Genomic DNA, 17,057 nt, shown 5'->3' on the forward strand with positions numbered 1-17,057 from the left:
AAAAGCAGCAATTGAAGAGTAAGTTTCGCTCTTATGCCTCGGGAATAATAAACTTGATAAAAAGAGTCAAGTTTATATTGATCACAATTTTCTGCGGGACAGTCCCAACATTTAAGTAAAAGATTCTAAAGGGTTTATCCCGCATAGTATGATTATCAACCAAGAGCCAAGCGACAGCTGTCAGCAGCAGAAGCGGGAAGCAGAGCAGGTATAATGCGCAGATGAATGTGCAGAATGTCAGACTCTAACGACGGGATAAACTGACCATGACTGAAATCCGATCCTTAGCAGAAGCGGATATACCGGTAGTCGCTAAGCTTTTTCAAAAAATATTCCGAAAAAGCGACAAGGAACCGTCTGCTGAACTGATCGCCTATCTTCAGCGGCTTTATATCCGTTTTGCCGGAGAGACGGTGCCTGCCTCCAAAGTTCTGCTCGATAAAAACGGCAATGTCAGCGGCTTTCTCGGCGTGAATTATTTTGATTATTTTTGTGAGGCGACCAATAAAACACTGCGCACCGCCATTGTCAGTACATTGATGGTTGAGGATCATCAGCATAATCCTCTGGGTGGTGTCAAACTGATGCGCAGCCTGCAAAAAGACGGTTATGATCTGATGATAACCGAAACAGCCAGTGAGGTTGCAGCAGCGATCTGGAAAAAACTGGATGCGGTTCAGCTCACCAATTACAGCCTTGACTGGTTGCGGATTATTCGCCCGCTCAGCTTCATGACAGAAATCGCAGGCAGCAAGCTCAAACCTCTCGCGATGCTGCAACCCTTCGCCCGCAAATTTGATGATCGTAAACGCAATGCCATGCATGGTAAAAGCCTGCGCTGGTCAGCCACACCATCGGACTGGCCAACGGCTCAGCAACTGACCTGCACGGATATTGATGCAACAGAATTTGCTGAGCTCTACCAGTATTACGCGAAAAGCTTTTCCTGCCGGCCGCAATGGAATACGGAGCAATTGCTGAACCGTCTGGAAGATGCCCTGCAAAAGCCTGAATATGGCAAGGCCTATATGGTCAAAGCGGGTACTAAATCCGGCAAAAATCTCGGCCTTTTTCTCTATCACTTAGAATCTGGCAAAACAGCGCGTGTGCTGGAATTCTTCAGTGACCCGAAAGCAGCAAGCCAGATGATTGACACGCTGATCCATCATGCAGCCTCCAACGGTGCTGTCGCCATTCGCGGCCGCACACAACCGGACCTGATGGAAGCGATGCTCGGGAAACGCATTGCTTTCACTCATTTATGTTCAACAATGGTCTGGGCGCAGGATCCGGCTTTGTTGCCGCCTTTTGTTGAAGGGAAAGCCTTAGTGAACGGCCTTGCCGGAGAATTCTGGAACAGGCTCTATGCCAATCCGCTTTAAACACCGATAAAAAAAGCCGCCTCAAAAGGCGGCTTTTTCTTATTATGACAGAAAGTCCTTAACCGGCTCAACCAAGAGCGGTGGCTCATGCAGCGCCTTGGTGGTTTTGCGTTTAGCCGCAATATCCGCCCAGACATGCTGCACCTGATCTTCACCCAGATTGGTGGCTTTAGCTGTATCTGCCGCGCTGATATTGTGATTGAGCGCGTAAAGGCAAAGATCCATCAGACTATATGGCAGGGAGAAGTAGAACTCTTCCTGTGTCTGCGCCAGCGAGAAAGTATCCGTTGTCGGCGGACGCTGACGGATTTCTGCAGGCACACCCAGATAGTCTGCAAGCTGATAGACCTGCGTCTTATAGAGATGAGCAATCGGCTTCACATCCGCCGCACCGTCACCGTTCTTCACGAAGAAGCCCTGATCATATTCCAGCCGGTTCGGCGTGCCGACAACCGCAAAATTCAGACGATCCGCGTGATAATATTCAAACTGCTTGCGGATGCGCTGCTTCATATTGGTAGCAGCAACGATGCCTAAATATGCTTCCGGTGTCAGGCGGATTTTTTCCTGCTGACCATCCGGTGACTGCACCACCAGCGAGGAAATATTATAGCCGCCATTTTCAGAAGCATTATTGATCACCAGCTTCGACGCCCAGCCCTCTCCGTAAGCAGGCACAACCGAGCGGATAAAATCATCACGGCGGCGATAGCAGCCCATGGCAGCCAAGGCAGGGCCGATATCCTCAATCACTGTCTGTACACCAAAGGTGCCTGCAAGCTTTTGCCCCAGCGCCAGTGACAGCGGGTCGGAATCATTTTCCGGCATAAAAATACCGAAGACTTTATCCGCACCAACAGCACGTACAGCCAGTGCCGTACTCACACTGGAATCGATACCGCCGGAAATACCGACAACCAGACCACGGCGGCGCAGACCGCGTAGCTGACGACGCAAGGCAGCAGTGATTTTCTCCACCTCAGCTTCCGCATCAATCACCATCGTCTGTGCAGAAAATTCTTGAATCTTATTCATCCTGAAACTGCCTGTATTGTTTGGCCAATATTTCCGCCGCAAGACGACGGCTGACTTTACCTGTATCGGTTCGCGGCAATTCATCCGTAACCAGAACAAAAACCGGAACCATATAATCTTCCAGATGCTGGCGGCAGAACCGGATAATCTCCTTATCAGTCAGTTCTGCATCTGCGGTGGTCACCATCGCGGTGATCGCCTGCCCCAGCATTGTATCAGGCACACCGGCTACAACAGCTTCCCGAATAGCGGGATGCGTGTAAAGCACAGTCTCTACCTCTTTCGGCGGTACTTTTTCTCCGCGCGATTTGATGATGTCATCCTTGCGTCCGACGAAATAATAATATCCGTCTGCATCCATACGCAGCAGATCACCGGTATGCAGAACCTTTTCCCACGGATTGTGCCCGCTTCTCAGCACCACAGCACTGGCCTCGGGATTGTTCCAGTAGCCCTGCATCACATTCGGCCCGCGTATCACCATTTCACCGGCTTCACCCACAGGCACCGATCCGCCTTGTTCATCGATCAGATAGACTTCGCTATTCGGCAGTGCGATACCCACCGATTCCGGCTTCTCGCTGATCATATGCGGCGGCAGCCATGTGCAGCGTTTGCATTCTGTCATGCCATACATGGAATAAATTTCTGCATCCGGCACAATGCGTTGCAGAAACTCGATATGCGGCACCGGCAATTGTGCGGCAGTGTTGGTAACATAACGCAGATCGGGCAGAAAACCGGATGTCAGATCACGCATCTGCATCATAATCGCAGACATTGTCGGTACAATAGGAAATCCGGTTACCTTCTCCGCGCGCATCACATCAAACACCGCCTGCGGAAAGGCAAAGGACTTTTCCAGCACCAGCGTTGCGCCGAGCTTCACTGTCATCAGCAACTGATACAGCCCGTAATTGAAAGACAGCGGCAATACAGAGAGGATAATATCATCAGCTGTGTTTTTCAGCAGCCCTGTCAGAGAGGTCGCCGCCGCCTCAATATTGCGATGTGTCATCATCACGCCTTTGGGGCGACCCGTTGAACCGGATGTATAAATCAGCATGGCCAGATCAATATCAATGCCACCGCTGATAATTTCAGCCTGATTTTCCTGCGGCTCAACTGCAGTCTCGAATAGCAGATGCGGACGCTTGGAGCGGCTCGGGCCTTTAACGGCAATCAAAGCCGGTATTGCAGCAAAAGCCTCAGCCTCATCAACAACCGGCAATAATTTAGCCTGTGTCAGCAGAGCAGAGGGCGTGCAGTCGTTCAGAATATAACCGAGCTTATCTGCTTTGGTTGACGGATTCACCAGCGTGAAAACCGCGCCGGCCTTCAGAATAGCAAAAACCGATACCGCTGCCTGCCAGCAATTATCCATGAAAATGACAACGCGATCTCCGCGCTGTACATTCTGCGCCCGCAGACTATGCGCCAAAGCCTCAGCTTTGGCATTAAATTCCGCATAGGAAAGACGCACCTGTCCGGTTACCAGCACAGTCTTGTGGCTGGTATTGTGTGCATGGAATTTAAGATGGTTCTCGATACGCATCATCGGACAGATTGCCTGCTATCAGGCAGCTTTGCGGGCAGTTACATAGGCAGTGATTTTTGACAGGCTGTCGAGATTAGCCGGAACAATATCTGCATCCGCCATTTTGATCCCGAAGGCCTCATCAATGAAAGCAATCAGTTCCAGCACGCCTGTGGAATCCATCACATCATTATCGATCAGCGATGCATCATCTTCCAGCGCATAATCCGTGTCGCCAAAAAGAAAATTTTCAATAATGAACGCACGTAAGCGGTCTTTGATCGTATCACTCATGCTCATATCCTGTTTCGATCATTTCTGACACTCCCAGAGCTGCCGCAGCAACAATCTGAGAATACTCTAATGAAGTCCGTAAAATACTATACTTTATTCGCTGTCTTAACACATAACTTTGACAGTAAAGTCTATAGGATTCTTAAATTTTCCGAACTAGCTCAGTAAACTTGTAAATTTTTTCAGCCATATTTGTGTAGAAAGCACACCGACATAGGCTGTATTGTCACGGAAGCCAGTCAGACCTTGTTCTTTATTCTTATTGTATAATTTAGACACGGCTTTAGCGTTAAAATAGCCGCTCTCCTCAATGCGGTTTTCACTCATCAGATCACGGACATATTCCTTCTCACCCTTTCCGGTGAAAGAATGACTGTCCGGCGCACGATAAGGCTGTTTCTGCCGCTGTAAAACTTCCGCCGGAACACGCTGTTTTGCAACACGGCGCAGCAGATATTTCTCGGTCAGTCCATGCAGCTTCAGCGACGGATGCAGCCTTGTTGCAAATTCAGACAGACGATAATCCAGAAACGGAAAGCGCGTTTCCACACCATGCGCCATAGCCATACGATCTCCCTGACTGGAGAGAATATAGGATGGCAGCAGAAAACGACACTCCAGATATTGTGCCTGATGCAGCTCATGCCAGTGCCCGAACCGCTCCGGCAGTTTGGAAGCCAGCTCCTCACCCGCATCATAATCGCCGAGTTCCCGTTTCAGATCGCCGGAGAAAAACAATTTGGCAGCACTTGTCGCCTTAAAACGCGGCCGGTGCGAATAAAGCGGATCCGCCATATCAGTGCCGTGAATACCGAAAAAAGCAGCCAGAGTTTCCGGTGTCTGTGCTTTTAAGCCGGGCAAATAAGGATAGAGCTTGCGAAACAATTGCGGCCTGATGTGCGATTGCGGTTGCCGTGCGCAAAAACGGCGGACTTTTGCCTCGCGGAAAATATCATAGCCGGCAAAGACCTCATCCGCGCCTTCACCGGTCAAGACCGCCTTCATACCGCTTTCCCGCACCAATTGTGCAAGACGATAAAGCGGTGCCGGTGCGGTGCGTACCAGCGGCACTTCGGCAGCCTGAATAACATCGGGAAAAATCGCTGCAATATCATCTTCCGCGATAGAGATCGAATGATGTTTTGTATGCAATGCCTGCGCCACCATTTGCTGATAGCGGCTTTCGTCATAATCCGCCTGCTCGAAGCCCACGGAGAAACTATGCAACTCACCTTTTGTCAGCGGCTGCGCAAAAGCGGCAATCAATGATGAATCCAACCCGCCGGAAAGATAAGTGCCGACAGGCACATCTGCCTGAATACGCAAATTTGTGGCATCCTGCAGCAAAGCTTCCAGTTCTTCTGCGGCAGCATCTGCATCATGAATGACGGCGGCATCATCCCGATCCGGATAATCCAGCGTCCAGTAACGCTGCATTTTCATACCGTTTTCGTCGCAGATCATCATATGCGCCGGTTCAAGCTCATAGATATTGCGGAAGGCTGTACGCGGCGCAACCGGTGCCCAGAGCGTAAAAATCTGATCCAGCGCAACCGGATCAAGCTCCGCCTGTACTGATGGCACGCGCAGCAATGCCTTGATCTCCGAAGCGAAATATAACACCCCGTCCGCATGGGTATAGAAAAGCGGACGCACACCCAGACGATCGCGGGCAATGAACATGCGCTTTAACTGCACATCCCATAAAGCAAAAGCAAAATCACCGTTCATGAAGCGCAGGCAATCCGTGCCATAGCGGGCATAAAGATGCAGGATCACTTCCGTATCGCTATGCGTGCGAAACTGTGCGCCCTGTGCTTCCAGATCACGGCGCAGTTCTGCATGATTAAAAATCTGACCGTTGAAAACCAGCACATATCGCTGATCGGCCATTGTCATCGGTTGCTGGCCATCGCTGATCCCGACAATGGACAAACGCTTATGCGCCAGACCTGCCCCATTCAAAACAACAGCGCCCTGCTCGTCAGGGCCGCGATGAGCAACGGCATCTGCCATGCGGCGCAGTAAAATCTCCGGCGCCTGATCTGTTTTTATCTGCCCGACATAGCCTGCTAATCCGCACACGATAACGCTCCCGCTGACATAGGCGGCAATAGCAACCGGAAAAATCCGGACTTGCCAGCAAAAGCCCGCCTCACATAATCTTGTATCGCAGAGTCTGCCTTGTGACCAAACAACATTTTCACGAACAGGGCAGCACGATAAGAAATGTCAGTTTAATATTAACAAACAGCATTTTACACGCTCATAGGTGAGAAGCACATGCAACGACTCTGCTTTCACAGATCTGTTATGCCTGTCCCTGCACCACAAAGCTCATTCAAAATTTTTATGCCGGACAACAATTAAAATTGCTGTATCCGTTCACAATTACGAGGAACAAACAGCTATCTGACTGCTTTTAACTTCAAATCCCGATGAATTTGCTCTACAAGAACGCACGAAATCATTGCAAAAAATTCCATGTCTTTGCGTAATAAAGCGTCGGGCACGGACAGCGGATCATCGGATATTGTCGCTTATAACAATACACCTGACCGCTTTTGGTAAGGATATACAGATGCAGAAATTCCAGCTCTCCCGCCGTCAGACTCTCGCAGGGCTCAGCGCAGCCGGTGCCATGACTGTGCTGGGTGCTCCTTTTTCTTTAAGTGCCAGAGCGGAAAGCACACAGGTTAAAGCCGTGCTCGGTATTATCCGCCTTGCCAGTCAGGCACCAAGCTTCATCGCGCAGGAACGCGGCTATTTCAAAGCCGAAAACCTCGATATGGAATTCAAATATTTTGAAGCCGCACAGCCGATGGCCGTAGCCATTGCCGGTGGTGATGTCGATTACGGTGTGACAGCCATGAGCGGCGGCCTGATCAATCTCGCCGAAAAAAATGCGGTAAAAGTCATCGGCGGTTCTCTGCAGGAAGAAAAAGGCCTCGCTGGTCAGATCATTCTTGCTTCAAACAAAGCCTATGAAGCCGGCCTCACCGAGCCTAAGCATCTGGCAGGCAAGAGCTTCGGCATTACTACCGCCGGTTCGTCCTTCCATTTCATGGCTTACAAAATTGCCAAGGCTAACAATATTCCGCTGTCTGAAATCACCCTGCGCCCGTTGCAGAAGGTCGGCGCTGTTGTCGGCGCTCTGACTTCCGGCCAGATTGATGCATGGGCTATTCAGCCAAGCATTGCCAAGAAGATGATTGCAGAAGGTGCAGCCAAGCAGATCGGTCTGGTCTCTGATGTTGCGCCGGATTATCAGGTGACAACTGTTTTCACCTCCACCAAAAATGCTGCGGAAGAACGCGCGAAAACCGAAGCATTCATCCGCGCTTATTCCAAAGCCATTGATGATTATAATGCGGCTCTGGTCGACAAAACCGCTTCTGCGGAAGAAGTCGATGCGATTGCCAAGATCGCCCATAAATATGTGGAAATGGATTTGCCGTTTGAACAAGCAAAAACCAATCTGGTCAATGGCGCAATGCGTATCAACAAAGGTCTTGCCCTGTCTCTTGCATCTGTCACTGAACAGCTCAACTGGTTCAAAGACGAGAAGATGGTAAAAGACACCATCACCCCTGAAATGCTGTTTGACACCAGCTACGTCAAAACCATCTGATTTTCTATTCTGAGCCGGTTCTTTTGTTCAACCGGCTCCCCTCCGCGAAATATCAGGGCCCGTAGCGATCGAGTATTTCTAGTTTGTTTTAATTTATAGAAATACTCTATCTTTTTGTTATTACGTGTATCTTATCCGAAAACCGCTTCACACTTTTCGGGATACACTTTAACCCTGCCGCCCTGACAAGAAGAAGTAAAAACTGCATGGATTTGCTGTTAAAAAATGTAGGCCACCATTACGGCAAGGTCGAAGTTTTGCGTGATATCACGCTTGAAATCAATCAGGGGCAGATCGTCTGTCTGATCGGCCCTTCCGGTTGCGGCAAATCCACTTTGCTCCGTTTTATCGGTGGTCTTGAACAGCCGACATCCGGTCAGGTTCTGCAAGTCGGAGAACCTTCGCCTTCATCGCTCAATCCGCTGACCTATGTTTTCCAGCATTTTGCATTGCTGCCCTGGCGCACGGTTGCCGGTAATATCCGGCTGGTACTGGAAGATCACAAATTATCCGCCAAAGAGATGGATAGTATAATTACCGATGTGCTGGCCCGCACCCGTCTCTCGGATTTTGCTGATGCCTATCCCAAACAGCTCTCCGGCGGCATGAAACAGCGCGTTGCCATTGCCCGTGCTCTGGCTGTGCGCCCTGATGTCATGCTGATGGATGAGCCGCTTTCCGCACTCGACAGCCAGACACGGGAGCTGCTGATGGACGATCTGGTATCGCTCTGGACACGCCAGCCTTTCACCGCTGTCTATGTCACCCATAATCTGGCTGAAGCCGTGCGCCTCGGCCATAAAATTGTGGTGCTGTCCCGCCGTCCGGGGCGGATCAATCAGGTAGTGACAATCGACACGCCTCTCGATCAGCGCCATCTCGCAGACCCTGTACTGGATGCCAAGCAGCAGGAACTATGGGCGCTCATGCGCGATGAAGCGATGGCTGCGGATCAGGAGCTGCTGAAATGACAAAACCATCAGATAATCAGACAATCATTACCCGTCCTGTACCCTTTCGCGGCGGTGGTTTTGCGCCGGTAAAAGTACGTTTCATAGCGCCTTTGCTGTTTATTTCCTTGATTGCACTGGCTGAAATCGGCACCCGCACAGGTTTTATTTCTAATCTGACCTTGCCGCGCCCTTCTGCGGTGCTGGGCACCTTCTATCAGCTCTATGATACCGGCCTGCTGTGGCAACATTTGTTGCCGTCATTGCAACGACTGATTGTCGGCGCATCGATGGGGATTTTCGCCGGTGTGCTGCTCGGCACAATGATTGGACTGTTCTCCTATGTCCGTGCCGGTCTGGTACCGCTTGTCGCCGCTATTTTCCCTATCCCGAAAATTGCCTTGCTGCCGCTGTTTGTCATCTGGTTCGGCATTGATGAAATGTCAAAATATGCGCTGATTGCATTCGGTACTTTCACCCCGACCGTCGTGGCAACCTATGGTGCGGTTGATAATGTGGATCGCAGCCTGATCCGAATGGGGCAAAGTTTTAACCTGCGCTGGTGGTCAATCATCCGCAAGATCGTGTTGCCCGGTGCCCTGCCCGGCATTCTGTCAGGCCTACGTGTTTCCATCGCCATCGCCATTATTCTGCTGGTTGCTGCCGAAATGCTCGGCGCGCAATATGGCGTCGGCGCCTATATTCTGGAAGCCGGTTCGCTCTATGATCTGGAGCGCCTGTTTGCCGGTGTTACTATCCTCTCCGTCATGGGGCTGATTACCAGCTGGATGATCGGCAGGGTTGAACATTATTTCCTCAGCTGGCGCTGATCCGGCATAACAACAAAAAAGGCGCGGACAATATAACCTGTCCGCGCCTTTTTTGTATCTTGCTGAAGGACTTATCCCTCAATCCAGCTTGCGCTGTTATCCGGTGACTGACAACCATAAGGCGGCAAAGTTTTTGTGCCGAAATTCTTTTTCAGCTGCATGCAACCCCAATGGCGGATCGGTGCAGGCATATAGGATTGCAGATCAATCCCAACCTCATCAAACGGATCTGTAGTATTGGTCACATAACTATACCAACGCTGTCCGGCAACAGCGATTGCAGCCATCACAACAATCAGAATAATTCGCAGCAGCTTATTCACGGGACCTCAAAATTTTATATTTTCCGCATAACAAAGCAGCGGTTCAGAATGAGAAATCTGTTTGTCACCTAAATATCCAGCAAGCAAGAACAAAAAACCGGCAGCAATTTCTTGCTGCCGGTTTTTCCGATCACGCACCACACGTGAGTAGAGCATAATTCCTTAAACTTGGATCAGCTTAAGAAATTATGCTCTACTTTTAAAGTGTTAGAGCGACTTTTGTGCGCCCAGCGGGGCGCACGGCGCTCTAATAGCGGGCATCTTTCGGCTTTTTGCCATTAGGCCAGTCATTGACCTTACCGGCAAAATCCGGACGCGGCATATGTGTGAAATATTCAGACACATCAACCGCTTCCTGATCGGTCAATACGCCACCCTGCCCGAGCATACCGTCCTGATGGACGCTGACCGGCATATTATATTTGACAAATGCCGCTGCCTTATAGGTACGCGCCATACCCGCACCAATGTTAAAGCTGTCATCACCCCAAAGCGGCGGGAAGACATAATCACCGAACTGATCTTTTTTGCCTTCACCGTCATTGCCATGACAAACGGCGCATTGGGTTGCATAAATCGCCTTGCCTTTGACAGGATCAGGCACCAGTGATTCATCAATTTTTCCGGCACCTGACACTTTCACCATGTGCTCTTTCGGCAATCCCTGACCGAGCCATTTCATATAGGCAATCATAGCGCCCATTTCCTCGGACTTCGGATCAAGCGGCTTACCATTCATCGAACGCTGGAAGCAGCCATTGATACGCATCACCAGATTAACTTCCTTACCCGCACGCGGCATCACCCGCGGATAAAAATTATAGGAGTTAATATAAGGCGCGCCTTTATCCAGCTTACCCTGTGCCAGATGGCAGGAGTTACAATTCAGTCCCGCACCGACATTTTCCGGCAGTAAACGGGCTGTTTCATTGAGCAGGCGCTTGCCATACATAATGGCTTCCGCATCCGGTTCTTTGGCAATCAGATCATCGCTCGGGATCGTATATTTGCCAACGACTTTGCCTTCTGCATCCACCACATCATAGGTCGGCAGCGGCGGTGCATCAACACGCGACGGCTTCACCAGAAATGTCCAGCCTGCGCCTGCAGCTGCGATTGTTACGACAAGAGCTGCAGCTGTACCGATCCAGAATTGCTTACTCATTATTTTGCCTCCGGAACATAATGCACAGGCTTGTGCTCAATCAGATGCCGCATGCGGGCAATATCGCTATCCTTGATATGCGAACCGTGATTACCCCAACCATTACGGATAAAATTCAGAATATCCGCGATTTCCTTGTTGGTGAGATGGGCAAAGCCCGGCATCTTGAACACCATCGGATCATGCGGCGTGTCAGCCATTGCTGCACCATCCAGTGTCAACTGGATCAGAGAGCTCGGATCTTCCGCAAAGACGATCGAATTACCGGCAAGCGCAGGGAAAACACGTTCCGCACCACGACCATCCAGACGGTGACAGGCCGCACAATTATCCACGTAACCAACGGCACCCGGAGCGGAGAAATCACCCGAACGCAGAGCTGCAGTTGTCACATCTTGCTTCGGTGTCCATTGCTGCGGATGACTGTCACGCGCAGGCAGGCTCTTCAGATAGCGGGCAATCGATGTCAGATCATCATCTGTCAGATATTGCGTACTATGGGCAACCACATCGGCCATACCACCAAAGGCGGCGGTGCGATCATTACGGCCGGTTTTCAGGAAGTCGGTAATTTCCGCTTCAGTCCATGTGGAAAGGCCGGTGCCTTCATCACGCAGGTTCTTCGCATACCAGCCTTCGAGAACAGAGCCGGACAGGTAATTGCCCTTCTTGTCATCACTGAGTGCAGTTTCCTGATAGCCGATGCCTCGTGGTGTATGGCAAGCGCCGCAATGGGCCAAACCTTCAACCAGATAGGCGCCACGATCAATCATCGCATCCATACCGGTTGCCGAAGTAAATTCACGCGGCTGCGCAAAAGCGAGCTGCCAATAGGCCAGCGGCCAGCGCATGTTCATCGGCCAAGGCAAAGTGGAAGCCTGATTTTCCTGTTCCACACTTTCCACGCGCGACATGAAATAAGCATAGAGTGCTTTGATATCGTCATCTTTTACAACGACATAGGAAACATAAGGCATGGCCGGATAGAGCGCCACGCCATCAGGTCGCACGCCACGACGTACAGCACGCTCGAAATCGCCGTAACTGTAATTACCGATACCGGTTTTCTTATCCGGTGTAATATTGGTGGAATAAATCGTGCCAAGCGGTGTCTGCATACCCAGACCACCGGCAAATTCCTTGCCGCCGGGTGCAGTATGACACGCAATACAGTCACCGGCACGGGCAAGATATTCACCTTGCTTAATCAGTGCCGGATCCTGAATATTAACGTCAGCTTCCTGTTTTGGTGCGTACCAATGGTGCGATGTGACTGCGATAGCATAGCTTGCGCCAAACAAGCCCAGACCACATAGGACCAGTGTTTTAACAAGCTTCATGTTGAACTCCTGAGTCGTCTCTTCACCTCCATCTGAGACTGTCAGGAATGTTTCTCATTGATTCAGATCAATGACTTCATGCATTCACGATATTTACGTTCCAAAACATAGCCAATTACAAGAACAACAGTTTTCTATGGTGCAAGTTCAAAGAAAATTATACCATTAAGTGGCATTTACGCAGAAAAACCGCTCAGGTCACTGTGCCCCATTCTGTCCATGAACCGTCATAAAGGCGGACATTTTCATAACCCAGCAGATTGAGCGCAAGAAACAGCACAGCGGCTGTCACACCTGAGCCGCAGGTTGTTACAACCGGCTTGTCTTTTTTCACGCCCTGCGCTTCAAAAATTACCTTCATTGTATCAAGCGTTTTGAAAGCACCGTCTTCTACGAGAGAACCGTAAGGCACATTGACAGAACCGGGAATAGAGCCGGAACGGACATTCGCACGCGGCTCCGGTACGGCACCGGTAAACCGTTCAGCCGAACGGGCATCCGTAATATGTGCTTTTGCATGTTTGGCAATCAGCACCATTTCTTCAATGAAAACAACTTTTTCACCGGCATAGACCGGTTTGAATGCAACAGGCTCAGGCGCGACTTTACCGCTCTCTGTTTCAAAGCGCTCAGCCTGCCATGCAGCAATACCGCCGCGCAGAATATGCAGTTTTTGCACGCCCATAATATGAAACAGCCACCAGACGCGGGGCGCGGCAAACAAATCACCGGTTTCATAGATGACGATCTCATCATCAACGCTGATGCCCAGCTTGCCCACTGCATCCGCGAAAACTTCCGGTGAAGGAACAGTATGCGGGAAAGAAGAGCTCGGATCGACGATCTTATCCTGATCGAAAAAGACTGCGCCCGGAATATGAACCTGCTCAAATTCCTCACCGCAGATGCGCTTTGTCGCCGGCATATACCAGGAACCGTCAACGATTTTCAGACCGCCTGATTTCTGACGGTCTTTCACCCATTGCGGCGATACAAAAATTTCTTCCGGAGTCATTTCATTCCCCATATGTCACTCATTCACACATAGAATATAAGTGTCTTTATCAATGGCAAGGAATGAATTGCAGAAATCTGTATGATCTCTGCACATTAGCCGTCTGTATTCGGTTACAGTGCTTCTTATGCTTGTGGCATTAACGCTCGCCGCCATATCCACGACGTCTCCAATCCTGAAGCGGCATAATATCAGGCATTCCGCCACCTGCCTCATACCAGGAATCGACAGCCCAGCTTTCACCCGACATATCTTTGATTACCGCAGTCCAATGCGGGTAACGGCCATCGATGAATGAACCACGTGTCATTCGTTTAGCGACAGTATGATGCTTTAACCAACCGCGTGTTTCTAAGTAACGTAGGAAATTATCCGTGTTGATCGATTCATCAACACAATCCATTTGGCCTTTAATACGGGCTTTGCCGAACTGCATTTTTGGTTTGTCACGAACACTGATAACTGCTGTGCTGCGCTCTTCAAATATTGCGACAGCCATCCGCAACGCTTTTCTCTCGTCATTTGCGCTACGAGTAGCCTTTTGCAACAGATTACGGATGCGGCTCTCATCCTTTGAACTTAGCGTCACTTTGGTTCGGTAATAGCAATCATAACCGTGACAGACACGAAAGGTTTGAGCTGATGCCATTTCCAGCGGCAACATCAGGCTTACAAGAACACCGGCACACAATAGTTTAATCATCAGGTACTCCGTATTCTTATAGAACCATCACAAGTATCATTTTATTACTAAAAATTGATCCGACTGCCCAGAACCATAGCAATGGTTAGAATTAGTAAAAGTGATTTTCTAAGTTCGCGCCCCCTCCCCCGTTTTTCTCATTCGCATGTTTTAAACACAAAAAAGCCCCGCGCATTTCTGCCGGGGCTTGGGATGTTTTATTGGGAGATTTAGTTTCGGGTTTGGCTTTCTCCGGTTCGTTGTGCAATTGATATTGTATCACTTGCTTTTCCTCCTCCGCCTTCAGGTTATGAGCGTGATGAGGTGAGAGCGTATAGAAATCGATTGATTATCGATTTTAGCTCGAACGGGCTGGTCCCGAATGCATTGACACGCCTATAGGAATGGCGTCTGGATCGTGGTTTTAATTGTTTTGAGAGGATTTGGTTGCGGGGGCAGGATTTGAACCTGCGGCCTTCAGGTTATGAGCCTGACGAGCTACCGGGCTGCTCCACCCCGCGCCAGGGTAATTTATGAGCCGGTATTGGAAGTATTGGTTTTATTGACTGTGAGATGTTTTTATTTCTGAGCCTTTTGCAGACCTGGCAGCGACCTACTCTCCCGTGTCTTAAGACAAAGTACCATCGGCGCTGGAGCGTTTCACGGCCGAGTTCGGAATGGGATCGGGTGCAGCCGCTCCGCCATAACCACCAGGTCAGCAAAGGGCACAGAAACAAATAAGAAGCTGGGATTTTCGTGCATTGTTTTCAGTCAGTGGCGCCTCGAACACTCAGTGTTCGCAAGGCCGACTGGCCGTCGCGGTTTGTACCGCGCCCTCTCGGAGCCATTCACGAAGTGAATTAGGCGTGAGAGCAAACAATCCTATCATCGACGACCCTTGGTCGTCGCTGATGGATATTGATAATGAGAACAATCAAGTCGATCGAGCTATTAGTACCGGTCAGCTGCATGCATTACTGCACTTCCACATCCGGCCTATCAACGTGGTGGTCTTCCACGGCTCTGATAGGGAATACTCGTTTTAAGGTTAGTTTCCCGCTTAGATGCCTTCAGCGGTTATCTAGTCCGTATATAGCTACTCTGCTATGCCGTTGGCACGACAACAGATCCACCAGAGATACGTCCATCCCGGTCCTCTCGTACTAGGGACAGATCCTTTCAATATTCCTACACCCACGGCAGATAGGGACCGAACTGTCTCACGACGTTCTGAACCCAACTCACGTACCGCTTTAAATGGCGAACAGCCATACCCTTGGGACCTGCTCCAGCCCCAGGATGCGATGAGTCGACATCGAGGTGCCAAACAACCCCGTCGATATGGACTCTTGGGGGTCATCAGCCTGTTATCCCCGGCGTACCTTTTATCCGTTGAGCGATGGCCCTTCCACACGGGACCACCGGATCACTATGACCGACTTTCGTCTCTGCTCGACTTGTCTGTCTTGCAGTCAGGCGGGCTTATGCCATTGCACTCGACGAACGATTTCCGACCGTTCTGAGCCCACCATCGCGCGCCTCCGTTACTCTTTAGGAGGCGACCGCCCCAGTCAAACTACCCACCATACACGGTCCTGGACCCGGATATACGGGTCGCAGTTAGACATCTATGACGATAAGGGTGGTATTTCAAGGATGACTCCACGAAGGCTGGCGCCTCCGCTTCAAAGTCTACCACCTATCCTACACATGTCGCCACAAATGCCAGTGTAAAGCTATAGTAAAGGTGCACGGGGTCTTTCCGTCTAACCGCAGGAACCCCGCATCTTCACGGGGAATTCAATTTCACTGAGTCTGCGTTGGAGACAGCGGGGAAGTCGTTACGCCATTCGTGCAGGTCGGAACTTACCCGACAAGGAATTTCGCTACCTTAGGACCGTTATAGTTACGGCCGCCGTTTACTGGGGCTTCAATTCAAGGCTTGCACCTCTCCTCTTAACCTTCCAGCACCGGGCAGGCGTCAGACCCTATACGTCGTCTTGCGACTTCGCAGAGCCCTGTGTTTTTGGTAAACAGTCGCTACCCCCTGGTCTGTGCCACCCTCATCTGCTTGCGCAAACAAGGGTCACGCTTCTTCCGAAGTTACGCGTGCAATTTGCCGAGTTCCTTCAACGCAGTTCTCTCAAGCGCCTTGGTATACTCTACCAGTCCACCAGTGTCGGTTTAGGGTACGGTCTATATGTGGGAGCTATTTCCTGGAACCGCTTCGCTGCAAGATCAATCCAATAAGACCTTACAACACACGCGATCCGTCACTACCCACAGGCCCACGAATATTAACGTGGTTCCCATCGACTACGCCTTTCGGCCTCGCCTTAGGGGCCGGCTAACCCTGCTCAGATTAACTTTAAGCAGGAACCCTTGGACTTTCGGCGAGAGTGTCTCTCACACTCTTTATCGTTACTCATGTCAGCATTCTCACTTCTGATACCTCCAGGATCTCTCACGAGTATCCCTTCACAGGCTTACAGAACGCTCCGCTACCACGCACATACGTGCATCCACAGCTTCGGTGTATGGCTTTAGCCCCGGTACATTTTCGGCGCAAAGACCCTTATCTAGACCAGTGAGCTGTTACGCTTTCTTTAAATGATGGCTGCTTCTAAGCCAACATCCTGGTTGTTTTGGGATCCTCACATCCTTTCCCACTTAGCCATAACTTAGGGACCTTAGATGGTGGTCAGGGTTGTTGCCCTCTTCACGACGGACGTTAGCACCCGCCGTGTGTCTGCTGGGTAGTACTCTCAGGTATTCGGAGTTTGATTGAGATCAGTAAGACGGTGAGTCCCCATTACCCATTCAGTGCTCTACCCCCTGAGGTATTCGCCCAACGCTCTACCTAAATAGATTTC

Annotated in this window: 14 protein-coding genes, 1 tRNA gene and 2 rRNA genes (1 of these 17 cut by a window edge); 4 read left to right on the plus strand and 13 right to left on the minus strand. The window is 50.4% G+C overall.

Translation table 11 applies throughout. From position 1 onward, the window contains the following. Positions 1-266 precede the first annotated feature (266 nt). Positions 267-1,382 (plus strand): hypothetical protein, encoded by a 1,116-nt coding sequence (locus LDL70_RS12550; RefSeq protein WP_225685201.1) that lies wholly within the window; start codon positions 267-269, stop codon positions 1,380-1,382. A gap of 42 nt (positions 1,383-1,424) precedes the next feature. Here LDL70_RS12550 and nadE read toward each other — a convergent pair whose 3' ends face one another. The 4 genes from nadE to asnB all read right to left on the minus strand — a co-directional run bounded on the left by nadE (position 1,425) and on the right by asnB (position 6,333). Continuing rightward, positions 1,425-2,417, minus strand: a complete 993-nt coding sequence (gene nadE / locus LDL70_RS12555) for an NAD(+) synthase (RefSeq protein ID WP_225685202.1) — start codon at positions 2,415-2,417, stop codon at positions 1,425-1,427. After that, on the minus strand, positions 2,410-3,972 hold the full coding sequence (locus LDL70_RS12560; RefSeq protein ID WP_225688559.1) for a class I adenylate-forming enzyme family protein: 1,563 nt from the start codon (positions 3,970-3,972) through the stop codon (positions 2,410-2,412). Before LDL70_RS12560 ends, nadE begins: the two co-directional genes overlap by 8 nt. A 21-nt stretch (positions 3,973-3,993) precedes the next feature. Then, complete coding sequence (locus tag LDL70_RS12565; RefSeq protein WP_022710621.1) at positions 3,994-4,248, minus strand: acyl carrier protein; 255 nt, start codon at positions 4,246-4,248, stop codon at positions 3,994-3,996. A 156-nt stretch (positions 4,249-4,404) separates the two neighbouring features. Then, the gene (asnB, locus tag LDL70_RS12570) at positions 4,405-6,333 is read right to left on the minus strand and encodes an asparagine synthase (glutamine-hydrolyzing) (RefSeq protein ID WP_225685203.1); all 1,929 of its coding nucleotides are present in this window, start codon (positions 6,331-6,333) and stop codon (positions 4,405-4,407) included. A gap of 496 nt (positions 6,334-6,829) precedes the next feature. Between asnB and LDL70_RS12575 the strand changes: the two genes are divergently transcribed. From LDL70_RS12575 to LDL70_RS12585, 3 genes are all read left to right on the plus strand, one after another. Beyond that, positions 6,830-7,879, plus strand: coding sequence for an ABC transporter substrate-binding protein (locus LDL70_RS12575; protein ID WP_022710623.1), 1,050 nt, complete (start codon positions 6,830-6,832; stop codon positions 7,877-7,879). A gap of 206 nt (positions 7,880-8,085) precedes the next feature. After that, positions 8,086-8,850, plus strand: a complete 765-nt coding sequence (locus LDL70_RS12580) for an ABC transporter ATP-binding protein (protein ID WP_225685204.1) — start codon at positions 8,086-8,088, stop codon at positions 8,848-8,850. Beyond that, positions 8,847-9,659 carry an ABC transporter permease gene (locus tag LDL70_RS12585; protein WP_022710625.1) on the plus strand — a complete coding sequence of 271 codons (813 nt, stop codon included), beginning with the start codon at positions 8,847-8,849 and terminating at the stop codon, positions 9,657-9,659. The genes LDL70_RS12580 and LDL70_RS12585 overlap by 4 nt, the downstream gene beginning before the upstream one ends. Before the next feature lie 71 nt (positions 9,660-9,730). On the opposite strand, the gene LDL70_RS12590 is transcribed toward LDL70_RS12585, so the two are convergent. The 9 genes from LDL70_RS12590 to LDL70_RS12630 form a co-directional block, all read right to left on the minus strand. Next, positions 9,731-9,982 (minus strand): hypothetical protein, encoded by a 252-nt coding sequence (locus tag LDL70_RS12590; protein WP_225685205.1) that lies wholly within the window; start codon positions 9,980-9,982, stop codon positions 9,731-9,733. A 6-nt stretch (positions 9,983-9,988) separates the two neighbouring features. Next, positions 9,989-10,138 (minus strand): hypothetical protein, encoded by a 150-nt coding sequence (locus LDL70_RS12595; protein WP_225685206.1) that lies wholly within the window; start codon positions 10,136-10,138, stop codon positions 9,989-9,991. A 91-nt stretch (positions 10,139-10,229) separates the two neighbouring features. Continuing rightward, complete coding sequence (locus tag LDL70_RS12600; RefSeq protein WP_022709635.1) at positions 10,230-11,147, minus strand: c-type cytochrome; 918 nt, start codon at positions 11,145-11,147, stop codon at positions 10,230-10,232. Further along, positions 11,147-12,487: a cytochrome c gene (locus tag LDL70_RS12605; protein ID WP_225685207.1), complete on the minus strand. Its 1,341-nt coding sequence runs from the start codon at positions 12,485-12,487 to the stop codon at positions 11,147-11,149. Before LDL70_RS12605 ends, LDL70_RS12600 begins: the two co-directional genes overlap by 1 nt. A gap of 193 nt (positions 12,488-12,680) precedes the next feature. Further along, positions 12,681-13,514 carry a 3-mercaptopyruvate sulfurtransferase gene (gene sseA / locus LDL70_RS12610; RefSeq protein WP_225685208.1) on the minus strand — a complete coding sequence of 278 codons (834 nt, stop codon included), beginning with the start codon at positions 13,512-13,514 and terminating at the stop codon, positions 12,681-12,683. Positions 13,515-13,641: 127 nt separating this feature from the next. Continuing rightward, entirely contained in the window at positions 13,642-14,205 is a 564-nt protein-coding gene (locus LDL70_RS12615; RefSeq protein ID WP_225685209.1) for a hypothetical protein, read from the minus strand. 423 nt (positions 14,206-14,628) lie between these two features. Next, positions 14,629-14,705: transfer RNA gene (locus tag LDL70_RS12620), tRNA-Met, on the minus strand. 79 nt (positions 14,706-14,784) lie between these two features. Then, positions 14,785-14,899, minus strand: a 5S ribosomal RNA gene (rrf, locus tag LDL70_RS12625). A 215-nt stretch (positions 14,900-15,114) separates the two neighbouring features. Continuing rightward, positions 15,115-17,057: ribosomal RNA gene (locus LDL70_RS12630) — 23S ribosomal RNA — on the minus strand (it continues 864 nt past the right edge of the window).

Source organism: Pseudochrobactrum sp. XF203 (genome assembly GCF_020341615.1).
Taxonomy (GTDB): Bacteria; Pseudomonadota; Alphaproteobacteria; order Rhizobiales; family Rhizobiaceae; genus Pseudochrobactrum; species Pseudochrobactrum saccharolyticum.

Bases quoted from the DNA above. Each gene is read 5' to 3' on its own strand.
- LDL70_RS12605 (WP_225685207.1), bottom strand. From the start codon at position 12,487: ATGAAGCTTGTTAAAACACTGGTCCTATGTGGTCTGGGCTTGTTTGGC.
- LDL70_RS12595 (WP_225685206.1), bottom strand. From the start codon at position 10,138: ATGCTCTACTCACGTGTGGTGCGTGATCGGAAAAACCGGCAGCAAGAA.
- LDL70_RS12575 (WP_022710623.1), top strand. From the start codon at position 6,830: ATGCAGAAATTCCAGCTCTCCCGCCGTCAGACTCTCGCAGGGCTCAGC.
- LDL70_RS12560 (WP_225688559.1), bottom strand. From the start codon at position 3,972: ATGCGTATCGAGAACCATCTTAAATTCCATGCACACAATACCAGCCAC.
- LDL70_RS12550 (WP_225685201.1), top strand. From the start codon at position 267: ATGACTGAAATCCGATCCTTAGCAGAAGCGGATATACCGGTAGTCGCT.
- LDL70_RS12585 (WP_022710625.1), top strand. From the start codon at position 8,847: ATGACAAAACCATCAGATAATCAGACAATCATTACCCGTCCTGTACCC.
- LDL70_RS12580 (WP_225685204.1), top strand. From the start codon at position 8,086: ATGGATTTGCTGTTAAAAAATGTAGGCCACCATTACGGCAAGGTCGAA.
- LDL70_RS12565 (WP_022710621.1), bottom strand. From the start codon at position 4,248: ATGAGTGATACGATCAAAGACCGCTTACGTGCGTTCATTATTGAAAAT.
- nadE (WP_225685202.1), bottom strand. From the start codon at position 2,417: ATGAATAAGATTCAAGAATTTTCTGCACAGACGATGGTGATTGATGCG.
- LDL70_RS12600 (WP_022709635.1), bottom strand. From the start codon at position 11,147: ATGAGTAAGCAATTCTGGATCGGTACAGCTGCAGCTCTTGTCGTAACA.
- LDL70_RS12615 (WP_225685209.1), bottom strand. From the start codon at position 14,205: ATGATTAAACTATTGTGTGCCGGTGTTCTTGTAAGCCTGATGTTGCCG.
- sseA (WP_225685208.1), bottom strand. From the start codon at position 13,514: ATGGGGAATGAAATGACTCCGGAAGAAATTTTTGTATCGCCGCAATGG.